Source organism: Pseudoalteromonas sp. SCSIO 43210, assembly GCF_054133285.1.
This window is the reverse complement of sequence record NZ_CP087225.1, coordinates 1,122,298-1,142,525: the sequence shown is the minus strand read 5'-3', so window position 1 is coordinate 1,142,525 and position 20,228 is coordinate 1,122,298. Positions and strand designations below refer to the sequence as shown.

The following is a 20,228-nucleotide window of genomic DNA, read 5'->3' as shown; positions in this document are numbered from 1 at the left end:
ATAAAAACGAATGAGTGAGGTGCTTACTTTACATCAAAGTTCACGTGGTCAAAGTATGGGTTTTTCTCACGCGCTTTAAGTATACTAATTGTAGTGAGCACAATGAGTTGCAACTCGCTATTTACGCTAACAACTATGCATTCGTCTCTATTAGCATTGCGCTTTGTGTCAGTTGCTACGCCACATACACCATCACCATTTTTTAATATAAGCTCAATACTTAAACGGTGCATACAGGCAATTTCGATATAGTCGTATTGGTTGCAACTGATCATGACGTTCTCTTTATTTAGCCGGTTTAAAAATCATTAAAAAAGCAATAACAACAAGGTTGGCTATATACCAAAGATCTTTAATTACAAACTGCCCTAAGCGTTCCAGTAAAGTGGAAGAGCTAAATGCACCGGTGGCGGTAATTAAGAATGTTTGGGTCATCATAAATACGCTTAAACACGCTAAGCCACTTACAATAATTAGCTTTTTATTATTTAAAAATAGCCCTAAGCCCAATAACGCAGCAAATAATACATCAAACCCGCCAATCACGTTAGACGCGCCTTGTACGCTAAATACCGTGTATAACCACGACATAAACGGTGAGGTTTCTACTAAACTTACAATGCCTTTTGCTTCAAACTCATAAAACTTCATGCCGCCGATCCACAATAAAACCATGGCAACCGGTATAAAGTTTAAAAGTACGTGTTGTTTGTCGGTAAGTTTGTCTTTATAAAACAAAAATAAATACAAAGGCACTACAGCAAAGTATTTAATTATGCTCTGCCCACTACCAATGATTGGAAAGCCGCCAAGTTGAGCCATCCAACGGTTACTGGCAAACAAGGTAAGTAATGCTACTAAACTTATAATTGCTGCAAGTAAAAGTGCTGGTGTAGGTTTCATTAATTTAAGGCGAGCGAGCACGGTGGCAAACGCTAAAGCAACCATAAATGAGCCACTAATCAAACCTAATGCAGATACAGACATTAGCGAATCAACGCCATAAAAACTAAACGTAGCCGTTAACGTATTAGGGTTTGCTCCTAACGCAAACGATAAGCCAAGTAACAAAAAGCTACTCGCTAATAAAAAAGTAATCACGTTGTTGGTTAATTTTAAGTTCATTGTATTTCCAAGTATTCGTTAAGACTTACAAAGACCTTGCTAGTCGATAAAACAATTCAAGCTAACTCTTAAAAATATAAGAGTTGATTAAGCACAACGTAAGCTCTCATAGGGTAATGTAATCAATCACTTTAGTTTATGGTTTATTACCTCTTTATTAATAAAATTAAATAAGTCTAATATTCATATGATGTGCGTCATTTTTTTTATTATAAAATGAAGTAAAATAACGTCGCCTTTTCAATACACAGAATGCATGCATTTCTAAAACTTAGGGACATTTTTAATGAAGGGTACTGATATTCGAGTTACCTCTGGACTGATTTCTATAGCCATTGTTTTACTACTTTGGTTTGCTGTACCGCCCCCGCAAGGTGTTACCGAAAACGCATGGCATTTGTTAGCTTTATTTATTGGTACTGTTGTTGCCATTATTGGTAAAGCAATGCCAATCGGCGCCATTGCTATTTTAGCTATTACCTCTGTTGCGTTAACCGGCGTAACTAATGACAGCCCATCTGGCGCTATTAAAGATGCATTAAGTGGCTTTTCTAATTCATTAATTTGGTTGATTGGTATTGCTATTATTATTTCTCGAGGTTTAGCTAAAACTGGTTTGGGAAATCGTATTGGCTATAATTTTATTTCTCTTTTTGGTAAAAAAACAGTTGGTATTGGCTATGCACTCGCACTTTCTGAACTTGTTATAGCACCTGTAACGCCAAGTAATACCGCGCGAGGCGGCGCTATTATTCACCCTATAATGAAGTCTATAGCAACAAGCTTTGGCTCATCCCCTGAGGAAGGCACCTCTCGTAAAATTGGGCACTACCTTGCTTTAGTGAGCTACCATATAAACCCTATTACATCAGCTATGTTTATTACGGCAACTGCGCCAAACCCTCTAATTGTAAAGCTGATTGCTGATGCTACCGGTGCAAATATTAGTATTACTTGGGGTACGTGGGCGCTCGCAGCGCTTGTTCCTGGTTTGCTATGTATTGCCCTTGTGCCTTTGGTTGTTTATGCCATTTACCCACCTGAAGTTAAAAGTACGCCCGACGCTAAAACCTACGCAGAATCTAAATTAACTGAAATGGGCCCAATGAGTTACGGCGAAAAAATAATGGTGGGTGTTTTTGCCATGCTGCTTATTTTATGGGCCGGCGTGCCTGCAATGATTTTAGGGGCTGACTACGCAGTTAACACAACCGCAGTGGCTTTTTAGGTTTATCGGTTTTATTAGTGACTGGTGTATTAAGCTGGGACGATGTACTTAAAGAAAAGTCTGCGTGGGATACCGTTGTTTGGTTTTCAGCATTAGTAATGATGGCCACTTTTTTAAATAAACTAGGTTTGGTAACGTGGTTTTCAACACTTGTTGAGAGCAATATTGCGCAACTAGGTTTTGACTGGATTGTATCAGCCATTATATTGGTAGCTGTGTATTTTTATGCTCATTACTTTTTTGCCAGTACCACAGCACATATTACTGCTATGTTTGCCGCATTTTACGCCGCAGGTTTGGCGCTTGGCGCTCCGCCTTTATTTTTAGGTTTACTGTTAGCAGGCGCTTCATCACTCATGATGTCGTTAACGCATTACGCAACAGGCACATCTCCCATAGTGTTTGGCTCAGGCTATGTATCTTTAAAAGACTGGTGGGTAATGGGCCTTATAATGAGCGTTATTAATTTAAGTGTATGGGGAATTATTGGCGGGCTTTGGTGGAAAGCACTTGGGTATTGGTAGTATTGCCTTTGTTAGTTTGGCTTGCACATTTAATACTGCGCACTTGAGTTTAGTACAAATTCAAATGCTTCAGCCCTAAAAATATAAACATTGGGGCTGTTGCAAGGGAGCACTATGGTTTTTAAATTCATAAAGGCAGCATATTCAGACCGAGACTACTTATTAAACATCAGAAAACTGACTATGATTGAACACTTAGAAAGTGCCGGGTTATTTTTAATACCAATTCGCTTAATTAAGTGATCTATTTTGAGGCTGGAAAAACGTGTTGATAGCTAGGCAAAAAATTCGCTATTTAGTTGTTCTAAATGAGCATTTTTTAACGCAGGTAGCGACACGTTTAGCCCCGCAAAATGATTAAGTATTATTGCGGATTGGTATAACAGATCAACAGCATGTTTTAAGGCTTAATGATCAATATGACTGCTCCCATCTTATAGTTATAAATGAGGTACCAATTGGTACTTTAAAATACCAAACGCACGCTCAATACGTTGAAATAATGCAATTACAAATACATCCACTGCATCAAAATAAAGGGTATGGGAAAGCTGTTATTGAACAAGTTATTACAAGTGCGCAGTCAAAACCGATTAAACTCACAGTGCTTAAAAACAACCCAGCATTAGGACATTATAAGCGGCTGGGTTTTACTATAACTGATGAGAATAATTACGAGTACTACATGCAAACGCGGGCTACTCGTAGCTAAAATTAGTCGCTTTGATCTCTGAAGTCTTTTTTTCTGAAAATAGTTAAATGCCAACCCCAATGCAAAGAGCCTAATCTTAAAAAAATAGTCGTGAAAAATGAGCCTAAAATACACCAAATGTAATCTACATTAAGGCTAAATAAAGCGGCATAAACTGCACCACCCGCTAAACACGCAGAGGCGTAAGGTTCGCTGCGCATAACAGTTGGCACCTCACGGCAAATTACGTCGCGTATTAAACCACCAAATATACCTGTAGTAATGCCCATGGTAATTGCGACCACCATGCCAGAGCCATTAATGAGTGCTTTTTCTATCCCCATAATATTAAATAACGCCATACCAACAGCGTCTACCAATAAAAAGTAGTAGTTATTAACGCGCGGTAAATATCGAATAAAGGCAATTGTTGCTATAACGGCCCCATAGGTTGAATATAAATACTCTGGGGTTGCAATCCAAAATACCGGTTTGTTTAAAAGTATATCTCTGAGGGTACCGCCCCCTAGTGCAGTAACGGTTGCAACCACTACGACGCCAAAGCCACTAATGTTTTTTTCATACCCAAGCAATGCCCCTGCAACAGCAAAAAATGCAACACCGAGTAACCCTAGTACCATAAAGTATTCAGCAGTCATGGTAATTCCTTTTTAAAGTTTATTAGGAGTTGTATCAACTTACGTGCCAAAAAACTGAGTAAATATAAATAAACCAACAATTTAAGTGACTGAAATTTATAAGCTTATTTAATTTATTAAAAAACGTTAGCTATGTGATATTTAGTGAAGGATTAACAAGAGTAATTATTTTAATTATGGGTAGTTTTTACACGTTAAAGTACAGAGGGATTTTGTTACAGAGTTGCAGTCGAGCACTTTTAAATTTTAAGCAAAAATTAAATGAACAATAAAGCTATTACCAATATTACAAAAATAATAGGCAATATTGCATGTTGCCAGTTTTGTTCTTTATTTTGATTATAGAGTGTTTGCATTGAGCTTTTATCATTATTGGTAAAACTATGCTGGCACTGCATACAGTTTTGGGCTTTTATGCTCACCCAAGTACCACATTTAATACATGCGTAACACCTCGACAGTTTATCAAACTCGTTTGTGTTCCTAAATATTCTCATTTATCACCTCATTGATTTTCGCCGCAGTAAGAAACCCAATGAATAATATATGCTCTTTAAATTCATTGTTACTTCTTTACTTTATTCAATAATTTTTACATTTGGAATGTTTTGTAAAAGGTAGGATTTTAAAGATTCAAACGCATCTTTATTGAAAATAAACTCAGTTGTTTTACCATCAACTTGATTATACGGTAGTGCAAATACACCGTGCCTTTTAGTTTTGTCGATGACAACTTTGTTAATATCGTTAATATTAAACACTTGCTTATAAACGTATAAAATTTGCCCCTCAACGCGTACAGCCTTTAACGGGCTTTGCTCAACATTGCGCGAACGAATAAACACAAAATATAAAATAACGGGAAATAAAAACAGGTTAAGCGCTTGCAAACTAAAAGGTTTATCTATCAATACAATATATGTTGAGTAACAAATTAAAGAGGCCGCTAGTGCTAAAATTAGCTGTGTGTTGTTTTTCATAATCATCCTTGGTTACTAGTCAAAAAAATCGGTAAGGTTTTTTAATTATATTACCAATTTAGCGAAATACGCCATTTTGTAACTTTTGCTAATCAAACAGCGTTTGATACATTATTAAATCCGCAATAAAATATTAATGAGTAAAGCTCATCTAAAGTGTAGGTAGAAAAATCTATTTCAGAGTCAATGAAAAAAATCCATATAGTGTTATTAAAAAGCAATCTAACACAATTAATTTAAGCTATTCAATTATTTAAGATTATCAAATAAAAAAGCTACTAAAAAGTAGCCTTTAATTATTAATTACCCTTCAGCTTTTTAACTGAGCTGCCTTTTTAAGCGCCCACCAACCAATTACTAAGCTCATTAATATACGTACAGGAAAGTAAATAACAGCTGGTATGCCAAATAACCACTTGGCAAAGCCTTGTGGCATTACATAAAATGCGACCCGCTTCACCCAAAATATAAACTCAACATACTGCGCTAAAAAGTAATTAAGCGATAAGCTTAGTAGCGCTAATTCATTACTTATTAGAACCCATAAGGCATATAAACCAAGCAGACCATCACCCATACTACCAATATAAGATGAGTAGCCTATAAATAATAAAAAACTGCGCATGGTAAGTCCTTCTTAGCTGTACCAACAAGTTAAAATACAAACTAGCTAATCCAAAAAATATTAAAAATGGCTTTGTTAATTGCACCCTTTAGACGTTTTAACTAATTGAATATTATTAACACTTGCGTGTACTCCACAGTAAAACATGTAGTTAGAGCAATGATAGTTTTCATCCATAATATTCAAACCATTCTCATCAAATTCTAGCTCAAACTTACAGTTAATATCGTATTCGGGCTCTTGCTCTTCAAACACCAGTTTTTTACCCTTTAGTACTAAAGGTAATGGTTCTGTCGTCCCTTCTAACGGTGCTATTATCGTGCAAATATGAAAGTTAAAGCCCCAGATAAGACCTTCTGTAAAATATTTATCGTCTTTTTTAAATATATTTATATAGCTCGTTTTTAATTTAAAACGCTCATCACTTTCGCTACCATCATCGTTGAGCATAGGGATCGCGCTAGTTATTTTGTCAGTTCTTGAATAGCATCCTTCAAATGAGTCTGCATGTGAATATCCACTAAAGACCGCACTTGCTAGCATAAAAGCTGTTTTAATCATCACTCGCTCCTTGCTGTAACGTTAAGTTCGCTCAAAAAACCGCCCTGTATCGTCTGTCATTTTTACTGGTAAACCGTTACCAACCATAAAGTGATAAAAACGCAAATCATCAATCAAGTCAGGGGCTGATATTTCTATGTCTCGGTAAGTCGCGTCTCTAAATTTAAACCTTAAGGTATGCTCAAACCGCTTCGTTTGACAGTAAAGTACTTCTTCTAGCTCAGACACCTTTATATTTATACCAAGTAATTTAAATTCACCATTGGCAATATCAATAGCTTGTGATTGCTTATTATTTGTAGATAGCCATTCAATAACCACTCCTAAAGAAGATAATCCAAACAAATATAAAAACTGATGCAATAAAGGTTTTTCGTTAATTACTTCCATGTAAAATAGCAAAATGACAATAAATAATGCTGATAAAGCCAAACTATAGACTATTTTAAATCCGGGTAGTTTTTTTTGCCTAGGCAAAGCTGCCATAATTAATATCCTGATTAATCTACATAACTCACTTTTGTTCCCGCTAAATGATCATGTAAACATCGTTTATCTTTTCCAAATATAAATAATGGATTAACAAAACCAGCTATAAACTGACCTACCGAAGGGACAAGTGATAATAGTTGCATACAAAGCATGCGTTTAAAGTAAATTGTAGTAAAGCTTGCTTGTGTACCGTCTAAATTTTCAATGCGGATAGACATTAAAGATTTACCAATTGTTTGTCCGCGTTGGTACATAAGGTAACCATGAAGCACTAACGTGCTTAATATGCCATAACCTAGCAAACCTGCAGATAAAGTAAGTGTTGGTTGGCTTAAATTATCAAACCCTACGAGCATGAATACAGGTATAAAACAAACAACACCTAAAACGCCATCAACAATAGCAGCCACTAACCTATCTGAGCGCGTTGCTTTTTCTCCTGCTACTTTTGATACAACATTTACAGATGGGCTCTGCGCTTCTCGCGTTTTAATTAAGTTGTCTATTTCTTTTGCTCGCTCTGGGTAGGCTTCGCGATCTATAGCTTTCGCTGATGAGTAAAGCTCATCTAAAGTGTAGGTAGAAAAATCAATTTGAGAGTCCATTTAAATCAAGTCCGCATTTTCATTTAATCGTAATTTAACACAATTAATTTAGGTTATTCAAATGTTTATGTGATTTTAATAACATACCATAACGTGTTGACGTTGTTATAACTCGAACCGCAAGCGTGCTCCTAAATCGCGCGTATCAGCAAGTTCTTTTATATTCATTATAAAAAACATGTCCCCTTGGTCAGGTTTAATCACACCATAAAGCATTTTCATTAATGTGTTTTTACCAGCACCATTTTCACCTTTGGATCCACATATTAAAAGCATTCACTTTACCGAGCTTTATTTTTAAGGCTACGCCGTTATTACCTACACCTCGACAATTTTGCCGCTTTGAACCACTAACTGACCAAGCGGTCAACAATGGCATAGTAACTGCAATAAGCTAACTAAAGATGAAAAAGTATTTTTGTTACCCGTGCGCAAACAACAAGAAAAAACATACGCCAAGCCTTTATGTATCAGGGCTTTATAAAAGTTAAGGGGGTCTGTGTGATTCAGTTTTTATTAAATAACACGCCAATTGAAGTACAAGAATGTTCGCCAAGTCTCACCATTTTGGACTGGCTACGCACCAAAAAAGGGAAAGTGGGCACCAAAGAAGGGTGTGCAACTGGCGACTGTGGCGCGTGCACAATTTTAGTGGGTGAAGAGCGTATAAATGCAAACGGGCAAACTAGTTGGCAATACAAAACAATGAACAGCTGTTTATTGTTATTAGGTAATGCGCATGCAAAACATATAGTAACGGTAGAAGCTGTGACTACTGGCTTATACCCAAACTTAACCGATTTACACCCCGTACAACGTGCACTGGTAGAGTGCCATGGTTCGCAATGTGGTTTTTGCACGCCCGGTATAATAATGAGTTTGTTGGCTCTTTATATTAATGAGCCTACGTACCCCGGTAAAAAAGCGGTTATTCATGCACTTGGCGGTAACTTGTGCCGTTGTACAGGTTATAGCCCAATATTACTTGCAGCCGAAAAAGCCTATAGCTATGAGCGTAAAGCTGAACCTTACTCAGCAATGGCCGCCCAATTTAAAGCATCACTTAATACGCAATATGATGGCGATATTCCATTTTTAAAAAATGGTCCTCGCAAATTTTACTTACCACAAACTGCCCAACAACTTGTTGAGCTAAAAGCGCTTTATCCTTATGCACATTTAGTTGCTGGTGGCACCGACTTTGCCATTGAGCTTAGCCAAAACATGCTCTTACCGGATGTAATTATCTCCCTTAGCCAAGTAAAGGATCTTTGCACCTTGGCAGATAACAACGGTGAGTTACACATTGGTGCAGCACTACCTTATAGCCAATTTGTTAAGGTGTTTTATAACCATTACCCAGAGTCAAAAGAGCTATTTGAACGCTTAGGCTCAAGCCAAGTGCGTAACAGCGGCACACTCGGTGGCAGCATAGGGAATGCCTCTCCTATTGGCGATCCAGCTCCCCTTTTAATCGCTCTTAATGCATCAATGGATTTATTAAGCAGCGCTGGTACGCGCACTATTAAAGTTGCCGACTACTTTATTGATTACAAAAAAACGGTTCTTAAAAGCGATGAAGTAATTAGTAAGTTCACCATTCCAAAGCGCCCAGAGTCACTAAAACTGGCGTGTCATAAAATATCAAAACGCTTTGAAGACGATATATCTACCGTGTGTTTGGTGCTTGCTATAGAACATTCACAAAACATGATTACTCAAGCCCGCTGCGCTATGGGCGGTATGGCAGCTATTCCTAAGCGCGCGCAGCATATTGAGCAAAAGCTGATATCTCAATCATTACAAGTGAGCACTTTTATAGACGCAGCAACGGCTATTAACGATGACTTTACGCCCATGAGCGATGTAAGAAGCAGTGCGCATTACCGCACCACGGTAAGCAAAAACTTATTACAACGCATTGGTATTGAGTTTTGTGAGCCGCAAGCACGCAACAATAACAACATTGCCATTACGAGGATCTCACATGCGTCACTTTGAAATGGATAAACTAAAAGCGCAAGGTGGTAGCGTTGGAGAATCTAAATATCACGAAAGCGCTATTAAACAAGTTTGTGGCAGTGCTAATTTTGCCGACGATAACCCTGAGCCATACGGCTGCCTCCATGCTTACCCAGTGCTCGCCCCTGTTACAAGCGGCTTTATTAAATCAATAGATACCAGTCTCGCACTGGCAGTTGAAGGCGTTAAACGTATTTTATCGGCCGAAGATGTTCCGGGTAAATTAGATATTGGCCCGGTATTTCCTGGTGATGTACTGCTGACCAGCCATGAAATTCAATACCACGGGCAACCTGTATTAATTGTCGTTGCCGACACATATGAAATAGCGCGCCGCGCGGCACGCTTGGTGGTTATAGAGTGCGAGCAAACTACTCCAATACTTGATATTAAAGAAGCCATTAGCAAAGAGCATTGGGTAAGGCCGCCGCATTCACTTAACCGTGGTAACAGCGAAAACGCCATTAATAACGCAGCCCACCAGCTTAAAGGCGAAATAAGCATAGGCGGGCAAGAGCACTTTTATTTAGAAGGCCAAATAGCGCTGGCGCAACCTGATAACGACGGGGGCATACATGTTCAGTGTTCTACGCAACACCCTACTGAGGTGCAGCACTTAGTTGCTAAAATTTTAAAAAAGCCATTTAGCTTTGTAAACGTAGAAACCCGCCGTATGGGCGGTGCTTTTGGCGGAAAAGAAACCCAAGGCGCACCATGGGCATGCCTTGCAGCCCTTGCGGTTTACCACCTTGGCTGCGCAGTAAAAATGCGCCTAGCCCGTAGCGACGATTTTAAATTAACCGGTAAACGCCACCCGTTTTATAATCACTATCATGTTGGTTTTGACGAAAATGGTTTAATAGAAGGTGCCGACATTACCGTAAACGGATTTTGTGGCTACTCCCCCGATTTATCAGATGCAATTGTAGACCGTGCCATGTTTCATGCCGATAACGCCTACTACTACCCAGCCGCCACAATTAAGGGTAATCGCTGTAAAGTGAATACCGTAAGCCATACCGCATTTAGAGGATTTGGTGGCCCGCAAGGAATGATTATGGGCGAGCTAATAATGGACGATATAGCAGCTAAATTAGGTAAAGATCCGCTTGAAATTAGAAAACTCAATTTATATAAAAAAGGCCGCGATACCACGCCGTACCATCAAACCGTAGAGCAACATATTTTAATAGATATGATTGCTCAGCTTGAGGAGTCGGGTGACTACTGGGCACGTAAAGAGGCTATTAAAGCATTTAACGTATCGTCACCTATTATCAAAAAAGGCCTTGCGATGACGCCGGTTAAATACGGTATTTCGTTTACGGTACAACATTTAAACCAAGCTGGTGCATTAGTACATGTATATAGCGATGGTTCGATACATTTAAACCACGGCGGCACCGAAATGGGCCAAGGGCTAAACACCAAAATTGCGCAAATTGTGGCCCATGGCTTTGGGGTCGATTTTAACGCGGTAAGTATTAGTGCTACGCGTACCGACAAAGTGCCAAACACTTCACCAACAGCGGCCTCAAGCGGTACCGACTTAAACGGTATGGCGGCGCTAAATGCAGTAAACACAATAAAAGAGCGCTTAATAAACTTTATTACCGAGCACTTTGAAGTAGACAGCAACACTGTTGTATTTAAAGATAACCTCATTACTTTTAGTAAAGGGGAAATTAGCTTTAGCGAACTTGCAAATCTTGCTTACATGAATCGTATATCTCTTTCATCTACCGGTTATTACGCCACTCCAAAAATTCATTACGATAGAGCCAAAGGTGAAGGCCGCCCATTTTTTTACTACGCTCACGGTGTAGCACTCAGCGAAGTAGAAGTAGATACCCTAACTGGCGAAAACACGGTAACCCGCGTTGATATACTGCACGATGTAGGCAGTTCAATTAATCCAGCACTTGATATAGGGCAAATTGAAGGCGCCTTTGTGCAAGGTATGGGCTGGCTAACAACTGAAGACTTACAATGGAATGATAAAGGCCAGCTTGCAAGCTTTGGTCCTGCTAACTACAAAATACCAGCCATTGGCGATACACCCGCCGAATTTAACGTCAATCTTTATAACTCAGCAAATCCAGAAACCACCGTATTTAGATCAAAAGCCGTAGGCGAGCCGCCATTTATGTTGGCCTTTAGTGTATGGAGCGCTATTCGTAATGCAATAAGCAGTGTGGCTGATTACAAATACACAGCCCCACTGGATACACCCGCAACCCCAGAGCGAGTATTGAGTGCAATTGAGCAAACCGCTAGCTGGTTTAAGGAGCATCAACATGACTAATTTAAATGAGTCGTTTCAGGGTTTTCATACGCAAAACTGGGCGCAGGCTATAAACGAGCACGAACAAAGCGGCACTAATTATGTAATTGCCACGGTACTTGGCACAAATGGCTCAACCCCTCGCGGCACAGGCTCTAAAATGGTAATAAGCGGCGAGCATATTTACGACACTCTTGGCGGTGGCCACCTTGAATACGTAGTAATAGAAAAAGCCCGCGAACTACTTGCCAAAGGCGAAGCCGCCCAAGTAATTGAGCAATTTAACCTAGGTGCAAATTTAGGCCAGTGCTGCGGCGGGGCTGCCACCGTTATGCTTGAATGCATGCAATGCGAGCGCTTTACCCTCGACATTTATGGCGCAGGCCATGTAGCACAGGCGCTTATTGGTATATTGGCACAACTACCTATGCGCATACGCTGGATAGATAGCCGCGCCGATGTATTCCCACAGGCTATTCCAAATAACGTAGTAAAAGTGGTTGATGAAGAACCAACAGAGCAAGTAAAACGTGCGCCTAAAGCTAACAACTACTTAATATTGACCCATAACCACCAGCTCGACTTTGCACTCACCCAAGCCATTATTAAACGCGCCGATGCCAATTGGCTTGGTGTAATTGGCTCTGACACTAAAGCCAAACGCTTTAAGCAGCGCCTAGCACATCGCGATTTTACAGCCGATCAAATACAGCAAATGACCTGCCCTGTTGGGCTTAAAAACATTACGGGCAAATTGCCAATGGAAGTGGCTATTTCGATTAGTGGACAGCTAATTGGCCTTTACCAGGCTATGCAAACCCAAGCACCAAAACGCCAAGGCTTGCAATGGCGCACACTAAAAAATGCCTTAATTAGCACCACGCAGGAGGAAGTAGGCGCATGAGTAGTTTACAAATAAATACGCTAAATGATGCACAAGCAAAACAAGCACTTGAGCATTGCTGCGCGGCCCCTAACTGGGTAGCGGGCATGGTAAAAGCAATGCCATTTAAAAGTGCTCAGCAGCTGTTTGAATGCGCACAAAGCACATGGGATAACCTTGGCGAAAGCGACTATTTAGCTGCCTTTGAAGGCCACCCGCAAATAGGCGACTTATCAACCCTTAGCAAAAAATACGCTGCTACCGCACAAAAAGCGGGGCATGAGCAATCGGGTATGAGCAAAGCAAACGAAGCCGTACTTACCAAAATGATTGCCCTCAATAAAGAGTACCTGAACAAGTTTGGCTTTATTTTTATTGTGTGCGCCACCGGTAAAACGGCCGAACAAATGCTCGAACTCATAGAGCAGCGCATACACAACACCCGCAGTACAGAGCTAAATATAGCCGCGGGCGAACAAGCCAAAATAATAAAAATAAGATTGGAGTCACTGCTATGAGCAAAAGCCCTATAACCACCCATATACTTGATACCAGCACCGGAAAACCAGCAGCAAACGTTGCTGTTAAGCTATTTAAACTTACAAATAACGAATGGGTACAACTAACCCAAGGCAAAACCGATTCCGATGGGCGAATTACCGACTGGCTAAATACAGAAGTAGAATTTGCAACTTATAAGCTAGTATTTGATTTAGATAGTTATTACCAAAACCAACCTACCCCTGCGTTTTACCCAGAGGCGCAAATAACGTTTAGATTACAAGATACTAAACATCATCATATCCCATTGTTGCTTAGCCCGTTTGGCTACTCTACATACAGAGGTAGCTAACTATGAGCACACAAAACAATAATGACTTAACAGTAGTTTGTGCCGATATACTCGACTTTGTTGACGACCCGGCCATTGCTGGCGAAAACGCCCATCGTTTTTTTGAAAAAGGCGCATTAGTTATCAAGCACGGCAAAGTAGTTAAGCTTGGCTACGAGCACGACATACTGCCTACAATTGATAAATCAGCGCGTGTTATCCGCCACGATGGCAAACTCGTTATGCCTGGTATGATTGACACCCACATACACTTACCACAAACCGAAATGGTGGGTGCGTACGGCGAGCAACTGCTAAGTTGGTTAACCGAGTATGCGTTTCCGACAGAGAAAAAGTTTACATGTAAGCATTATTCAAAAGAGATCTCTAATCGCTTTTTAGACGAGCTACTGCGCAACGGCACAACCACTGCCCTTGTATTTGGCACTGTGCATCCGCAATCGGTTGATGCGTTTTTTAAAGAATCACAAAAACGCAATTTACGCATGATTGCCGGTAAAGTAATGATGGATCGTAACTGCCCTGACGACTTATCTGATTGCGCGCAAACAAGTTATGACGAATCTAAAGCCCTCATCGAAAAATGGCACAATGTTGATAGGTTAAGCTACGCAGTTACACCACGCTTTGCTCCTACATCAACCCCTGAGCAACTTCAAAAATGTACTCAGTTGCTTGAAGAATACCCAGACACCTACCTGCATACACACTTATCTGAAAACAAAGACGAGTGCGAATGGGTAAAAGGGTTATTTCCAGAGTTTGATGATTACTTAGGCGTGTACGAGCAAGCAAAAATGGTACGTAAACGCTCAGTATTTGCCCATAGTATTCATTTATCTGAGCGCGAGCTTTGCTGCCTTGCAGATAACAATGCGGCAATATCGCACTGCCCTACCTCAAACCTATTTTTAGGATCAGGACTTTTAAATTTAAAAGCCTGTGAAGAGCACGGCATAAACGTAGGCATGGGTACCGATGTAGGCGCAGGAACAAGCTTTTCTATGCTACAAACAGGTAACGAAGCGTACAAAATTCAGCAATTACAAGGTCAAAAGTTTTCAGCATTTAAAGGGTTGTATTTAGCAACACTCGGCGGTGCTAGAGCACTTGATTTAGAAGGGACAATTGGTAATTTTGAAGCCGGTTGTGAAGCCGATTTTATTGTAATGGATTGTTCAGCAACCCCATTTTTAAAATTTAGAATACAGCATGCCAAAACCCTGCATGAAAAACTGTTTGCAATGATGATGTTAGGCGACGACCGCTGCGTTGAGCAAACCTACATTATGGGTAAAAGTGTCTATAAGCGCGATGATAACAATCAATTTTCAGACACCCGCTCACCGGTATTAGAAGAGGCTTAACCGTTATGGAAAACTATTTATTTGAGCTTGCTCATTTAGTACTGCGTTACTTTCATGTTATTGCTGGTATAGCATGGATTGGCGCTTCATTTTATTTTGCATGGCTTGATAACAACCTACAAACACCACCGCAGTGGAAAATAGATAAAGGCATAAAAGGCGATTTATGGGCCGTGCATGGTGGTGGCTTTTACGAAGTGGCTAAGTATCAAAATGGCCCTGAACAAATGCCTCACACCCTGCATTGGTTTAAGTGGGAAGCCTACACAACGTGGATCACCGGTATATTGTTATTTAGCTTACTTTATTATGTTGGCGCCGATGTTTACTTAATTGATAACAGTAAAAGTGAGCTAAGTAAATTTGCCGCTATTGGCGCATCCCTTGGTTTTATTGGCTTAGGCTATGGTGTTTATCGTTTATTGTGTAAAAGCCCACTGGTTGAAAACGGCAAAGTGTTTATTGCTGTAGTTATTGGTTTATTAGCTCTGTGGACTTTTGGGGTTGATCAATTATTTAGCGACCGCGCTGTTTATATTCATGTAGGTGCACTTATTGGCACGTGTATGGTGGGTAATGTGTATCATATTATTATCCCAGGCCAACGCTATATGGTGAGTGAAGTAGAAGCGGGTAGAATCCCTGATTCAGCGCCAGGTTTAAAGGCAAAGTTGTGTTCTATTCATAATAACTACGCCACGTTACCTGTGGTATTTATTATGCTTAGCAATCACTTTCCTTACACGTATAGCCACAACTTTAGCTGGCTTATTTTAATTGCGCTGTTTGGTATTGGTATGTGGATACGCCATTACTTTAACTTAAAGCACCAAGGCATTAATAAACCCTCGGTACTTGTAAGCGGTATTGCAGCCTTTTTTGCTCTTATGCTCGCCATAGCCCCTTGGCCCAGTACACCAACAAATGCAGGCAAAAGCGCGCCTTCACAAGCAAGTATTACCGACGCACAAGCGTGGGATATAATCAGCAAACACTGTACTGGGTGTCACAGCGAAACACCCACCTCTGAGCTTTTTCAAACAGCGCCGCTAGGCTTTAAGCTCGACTCTATTAGTGATGTAAAAAAATCCAGCACGCTTATTCATACCCGCGCGGTTATAACCAAAGACATGCCACTGGCTAATATGACCCAAATGACTGACACAGAGCGCGAAACGCTCGGGTCTTGGCTCACAGCACTTAAAAAGGAGCAATAAAATGAGTGAGCAATTTAAAAACTACCCGCGCGATTTAATTGGTTATGGCCCTGATGTACCCCATGCAAATTGGCCCAATAAAGCACGTATTGCCGTGCAAGTGGTATTAAATTACGAAGAAGGTGGCGAAAACTGCGTGCTGCATGGTGATGCTGCGGCTGAAACGTTTTTATCAGAAATAGTCACTGCCCCGCATGTTGAAGACCGCCATATAAGCATGGAGTCTATTTACGAATATGGCTCACGCGCTGGCGTGTGGAGGCTACTGCGTTTATTTAAAAAATACGATATACCGGTCACCATTTTTGCAGTGGCGATGGCCCTTGAGCGCCACCCCGATGTAGCTAAAGCCTTTGTTGAAGCGGGCCACGAAATTGCAAGCCATGGCCTGCGCTGGATTAATTATCAAAATATAGATAAGCAAACCGAACGCGAGCATATGCAACAAGCCATTGATGTCATTAAAAAGCTCACAGGTAAAAAGCCCAAAGGTTGGTACACAGGGCGCACAAGCCCTAACACAGCAGCCCTTGTAGTTGAAAATGGTAATTTTTTATATGATGCCGACGATTACAGCGACGACCTACCTTTTTACAGTATTAAAGAAGGTAAACCACAGTTAATAGTGCCCTACACGCTTGATGTAAACGACATGCGCTTTGCCGCTGTTCAAGGTTTTAACGCAGGCGATCAGTTTTATAATTACTTAAAAGATGCATTCGATACACTATACGAGGAAGGCGCTCCAGAAGGTGAAAACGCCCCAAAAATGATGTCGATAGGTTTGCATTGTCGCTTAATTGGCAGACCAGGAAGAATAAAAGCATTAGCACGGTTTTTAGAATATGCCCGATCGCATGAGCAAGTTTGGTTTGCCACGCGTGAACAAATAGCCGAGCACTGGCTTAAAACCCACCCGTATAAAAAAGCATAGCTGTAATCCATTAAAAATAAATTCTAATTACTTATTACCCTCATCGTAAACATAAAAAAGCCCAGCTTTGCTGGGCTTAAATTACTTTAGATGTAATAAAGTTTATTCAAAAGAAACGGTGATGATATTTGAACACACATTTTCTGTTACACATAATTGGTAATCGTACGATGGTAACGTAGCTCCACGCACGTAATCACGGTAACGACCGTTATCTGAAACGGTATCAACTAACTCGCCATTACGGTAAACGCTTAATGACTCTGCACCCACTTCTTCCCAGCTAAGTTCTACACGCATTGTACCTAAACGTGTTTTGTTAGCGCGTTTTAAGTTCAGCTCAAGGGTCACGTCACTTACAACAACCGTTTGAGTAAATGAATCAGTATTACCTTCACTATCTGTAACCGTTAACTCTACATCGTAACTACCTGATTGGGCATAGGCATGTACTGGTCTTGAGTCAGTTGATGTTGCACCATCACCAAAGTTCCAGCTCCACTGTGTTATATCATTATTAGCATCACTGCTTGTGTCTACAAATGCAGCGGTTAACCCTTGTGTATCAACAGTGAAACTAGCAAGAGGTGGTTGTGAACCTACTTCACCAATAGCACTGAACGTAAGTGACCAACTATTAATATTGCCTGTATCTATACCTGCCGTATCGACAACATTTAATGTCCAATCACCGGTTCCTACTTCGCCATTAAATACACTTGATGTAAACGTTTTAACAATATCGTCTTCGCTACCACCTTGATTACTTTGTAGAGTGACTTCAGAGCCTTGCGGTGAAGTAAGTGTAAGTACTAAATCGCCAGACCACGTATGTGTGATATTTACATCTGCTGAAGTACCAAAAATAGTTAAATCATCAGCAACTGTGATAACCGAATTAACGCCTAATGGATCGTTATCAGGGATCGGTAGATTTTCTTCATTACTATACGTAAAGTCATTTAAACCAGCAGGTTGTAACATTAAACTTACTGTTTTTTCTTTAACAATATCATCTGATGTTGCTGTAACAGTAAACTCATAATCACCCCATGGCGTATTTTCATCGGTCTCAACACTAAGCTGTACTGTTTCGCCTGGACGTGCTGTTAATGCAGATAAATATGCACCACCAAGACTAGATGTTAGATCAAGTGTTACTTCACCATCCCACTGTGCAATAGAACCTATTTCAAATGTATACGATGCAGTTTCGCCTACTGTTTTTTGCTGTGATACAGGTGTCACAGACATTATAAAACTCGGGGTTGGGTCTGCATCAAGTAATGCTTGGTTTGCATTGAGTCGAGTGCCAGCAACCGTTTTACCTTGTAATGCAGTATTTACATCACCACTGCTCATCAATAACTGTTTAAGTTCTGTGGTTGTTAAATCTGGGTTGATTGACAACACAAGTGCAGCAACACCTGCAACATGAGGTGTTGCCATTGAAGTGCCTGAGTAAGTAGCATAACCGTTACCCGGGACTGTTGATAAAATAGCACTACCGGGTGCCCCCATATCAACACTGGTTAAACCCCATTGTGAGAAGTCAGATAAATTATCGCTGCTATCAGTGCTCGCAATAGAAAAAACACTCTCGTGTTCATAGCTTGATGGGTAATGCGGGTTTGCATCATTATCAACTGCATCATTACCGGCAGCGGCAACAAATAAAATGTCAGCTTGCTCACTTACTGTAATTGCATCAGCTAAAGCTTGGCTAAAACCACCACCACCCCAACTATTGTTTAGAACACGTAAATTAACACCTGAATTTTTAAGGTTAACCATATAGTCAATACACTTAATTGCATCTGATGTTGAGCCATTACCAGCCGCATCTAAAAACTTACAACCAACAATAGATACTTCTTGGTTTACACCTACAATACCCGTTGAATTGTTACCGCTTGCACCGATTGTGCCTGACACATGAGAACCATGTCCTTGGTCATCCATTGGGTCGCCAGCATCTGTAATCGCGTTAATACCATGAATATCATCAATATAACCATTGCCGTCATTATCAATACCATCACCAGCAATTTCGCCCGCATTAACCCATGCGTTATCAACTAAATCGGGATGACTATAATCAACACCTGTATCAATAACACCCACTACAATATCGCGGCTACCGATAGAAATGTCCCACGCTTCAGGTGCATCAATATCGGCATCTGTAACACCACCTGTTTGGCCCTCATTATTTAAACCCCATAGTTCATCAAAACGAGGATCATTAGGAGAGCTTGTAGCAATACTCACTCGGTAATCTGGCTCTACATATTCAATAGCTTGATTTGACTTCAAACGCTCAATAGCTTCTTTGGTACTCATACCAGAGACTTTAAACTTAGCTAAACGGCCCGAAAATAATGACGTAAAGTTATCATCAACCTCATCATTATTTAAATCCGATATTTTAGCTTTAACCATAGCGCGTACTTGTTTACGCATTTGTGGCGTTGTATTTTTTTTATATTTAACAATTATAGAGTCACTACTTGCAGTAACTTGTTGCAGTGCACCTGCATCAGGTAACTTTGCAGAAGCTAAACAAGGTAGTAGCGCGAGCGTAATAATAGATAATTTTGTTTTCATTGTTCTATCCATAGTAGGGAAGGCTTAGAAACACTAAGCAAGTTTTTCACTACTTCAAGTACAAGGGATCACATGGCAAGATATAAGCAAACAACCAAACACCAAATTAAACAAGTAATAAAGATTAAAAATAACAAAAAACCATTATTTTTAACTAGAATTGGCAAAAAAAAACACCTAATACAGTCATTATAATGAATTTATTACACTTACCTCTACCCAATATAGGGTCATGTTTTTTTACTGCTTTTTTCGAATAAAATCTAAAAAAGCAAGGTTATAAGCTTAACCATTTGAAATATAAAATAAAAAAAATTGGTAAAAAATGATGATTTAAGAAATTCATATTGAGGAATACAGTTAGTACTTGATTATGAATTTAAGCTTAAACTTTGTCAGTGTTAGCTTTATGACAAGACTCGTTTTTACTCAATAATCATATATTTCGCTTCACTCACTTACATAAGTAACTAAAGCGGATCACAAAACATTATATCGGCACGGCATGCTGAGACAGCAAATACCTTATTAAAACCTATAACATTTAAGGTGTTTGATTTTATCATTTCAA

19 protein-coding genes and 1 pseudogene are annotated in these 20,228 nt (G+C 40.0%); 10 read left to right on the top strand and 10 right to left on the bottom strand.

Translation table 11 applies throughout. The annotated features are described in order from the left end of the window. Positions 1-23 precede the first annotated feature (23 nt). Positions 24-275 carry a Rho-binding antiterminator gene (locus LOS73_RS05100; RefSeq protein WP_457934595.1) on the bottom strand — a complete coding sequence of 84 codons (252 nt, stop codon included), beginning with the start codon at positions 273-275 and terminating at the stop codon, positions 24-26. Between the two features lie 10 nt (positions 276-285). Further along, positions 286-1,125 carry a DUF417 family protein gene (locus tag LOS73_RS05095; protein ID WP_457934594.1) on the bottom strand — a complete coding sequence of 280 codons (840 nt, stop codon included), beginning with the start codon at positions 1,123-1,125 and terminating at the stop codon, positions 286-288. Positions 1,126-1,411: 286 nt separating this feature from the next. Between LOS73_RS05095 and LOS73_RS05090 the strand changes: the two are divergent. Both LOS73_RS05090 and LOS73_RS05085 read left to right on the top strand, forming a co-directional pair. Next, a pseudogene (locus LOS73_RS05090) lies at positions 1,412-2,877 on the top strand (DASS family sodium-coupled anion symporter). 367 nt (positions 2,878-3,244) lie between these two features. Further along, on the top strand, positions 3,245-3,589 hold the full coding sequence (locus LOS73_RS05085; RefSeq protein ID WP_033038249.1) for a GNAT family N-acetyltransferase: 345 nt from the start codon (positions 3,245-3,247) through the stop codon (positions 3,587-3,589). Positions 3,590-3,591: 2 nt separating this feature from the next. Here LOS73_RS05085 and LOS73_RS05080 read toward each other — a convergent pair whose 3' ends face one another. The 7 genes from LOS73_RS05080 to LOS73_RS05050 form a co-directional block, all read right to left on the bottom strand. Next, complete coding sequence (locus tag LOS73_RS05080; RefSeq protein ID WP_004334621.1) at positions 3,592-4,227, bottom strand: trimeric intracellular cation channel family protein; 636 nt, start codon at positions 4,225-4,227, stop codon at positions 3,592-3,594. Between the two features lie 578 nt (positions 4,228-4,805). Next, a complete protein-coding gene (locus LOS73_RS05075; RefSeq protein ID WP_024595034.1) occupies positions 4,806-5,207 on the bottom strand; it encodes a hypothetical protein in 402 nt (133 codons plus the stop codon). Between the two features lie 310 nt (positions 5,208-5,517). Next, positions 5,518-5,832, bottom strand: a complete 315-nt coding sequence (locus LOS73_RS05070) for a hypothetical protein (RefSeq protein ID WP_457934593.1) — start codon at positions 5,830-5,832, stop codon at positions 5,518-5,520. A gap of 75 nt (positions 5,833-5,907) precedes the next feature. After that, the gene (locus LOS73_RS05065) at positions 5,908-6,393 is read right to left on the bottom strand and encodes a hypothetical protein (RefSeq protein ID WP_033020880.1); all 486 of its coding nucleotides are present in this window, start codon (positions 6,391-6,393) and stop codon (positions 5,908-5,910) included. A gap of 21 nt (positions 6,394-6,414) precedes the next feature. Then, the gene (locus tag LOS73_RS05060; protein ID WP_007584380.1) at positions 6,415-6,879 is read right to left on the bottom strand and encodes a hypothetical protein; all 465 of its coding nucleotides are present in this window, start codon (positions 6,877-6,879) and stop codon (positions 6,415-6,417) included. Between the two features lie 14 nt (positions 6,880-6,893). Beyond that, positions 6,894-7,490, bottom strand: coding sequence for an RDD family protein (locus tag LOS73_RS05055; protein WP_457934592.1), 597 nt, complete (start codon positions 7,488-7,490; stop codon positions 6,894-6,896). Between the two features lie 105 nt (positions 7,491-7,595). Then, positions 7,596-7,766 carry an ATP-binding cassette domain-containing protein gene (locus LOS73_RS05050; protein ID WP_007378414.1) on the bottom strand — a complete coding sequence of 57 codons (171 nt, stop codon included), beginning with the start codon at positions 7,764-7,766 and terminating at the stop codon, positions 7,596-7,598. Between the two features lie 225 nt (positions 7,767-7,991). On the opposite strand from LOS73_RS05050, the gene xdhA reads away from it, so the two are divergent. Genes xdhA through puuE form a run of 8 tightly spaced genes read left to right on the top strand, consistent with a single transcriptional unit; the run spans position 7,992 to position 17,050 of the window. Next, on the top strand, positions 7,992-9,491 hold the full coding sequence (gene xdhA / locus LOS73_RS05045; protein WP_457934591.1) for a xanthine dehydrogenase small subunit: 1,500 nt from the start codon (positions 7,992-7,994) through the stop codon (positions 9,489-9,491). Next, positions 9,478-11,817 (top strand): xanthine dehydrogenase molybdopterin binding subunit, encoded by a 2,340-nt coding sequence (gene xdhB, locus LOS73_RS05040; protein WP_457934590.1) that lies wholly within the window; start codon positions 9,478-9,480, stop codon positions 11,815-11,817. Before xdhA ends, xdhB begins: the two co-directional genes overlap by 14 nt. Continuing rightward, entirely contained in the window at positions 11,810-12,700 is an 891-nt protein-coding gene (xdhC, locus tag LOS73_RS05035; protein WP_457934589.1) for a xanthine dehydrogenase accessory protein XdhC, read from the top strand. The genes xdhB and xdhC overlap by 8 nt, the downstream gene beginning before the upstream one ends. After that, a complete protein-coding gene (gene uraD, locus LOS73_RS05030; protein ID WP_457934588.1) occupies positions 12,697-13,197 on the top strand; it encodes a 2-oxo-4-hydroxy-4-carboxy-5-ureidoimidazoline decarboxylase in 501 nt (166 codons plus the stop codon). The genes xdhC and uraD overlap by 4 nt, the downstream gene beginning before the upstream one ends. Beyond that, positions 13,194-13,532, top strand: coding sequence for a hydroxyisourate hydrolase (gene uraH / locus LOS73_RS05025; protein ID WP_024595278.1), 339 nt, complete (start codon positions 13,194-13,196; stop codon positions 13,530-13,532). Before uraD ends, uraH begins: the two co-directional genes overlap by 4 nt. Positions 13,533-13,534: 2 nt before the next feature. Next, positions 13,535-14,899 carry a guanine deaminase gene (gene guaD, locus LOS73_RS05020; RefSeq protein WP_457934587.1) on the top strand — a complete coding sequence of 455 codons (1,365 nt, stop codon included), beginning with the start codon at positions 13,535-13,537 and terminating at the stop codon, positions 14,897-14,899. 5 nt (positions 14,900-14,904) lie between these two features. Next, entirely contained in the window at positions 14,905-16,116 is a 1,212-nt protein-coding gene (locus LOS73_RS05015; protein WP_457934586.1) for a urate hydroxylase PuuD, read from the top strand. 1 nt (position 16,117) lies between these two features. Beyond that, positions 16,118-17,050: an allantoinase PuuE gene (gene puuE, locus LOS73_RS05010; protein WP_457934585.1), complete on the top strand. Its 933-nt coding sequence runs from the start codon at positions 16,118-16,120 to the stop codon at positions 17,048-17,050. 102 nt (positions 17,051-17,152) lie between these two features. Here the strand turns inward: puuE and LOS73_RS05005 are convergent, their stop codons facing one another. Beyond that, positions 17,153-19,657 (bottom strand): S8 family serine peptidase, encoded by a 2,505-nt coding sequence (locus LOS73_RS05005; protein ID WP_007378423.1) that lies wholly within the window; start codon positions 19,655-19,657, stop codon positions 17,153-17,155. Between the last annotated feature and the right edge of the window lie 571 nt (positions 19,658-20,228).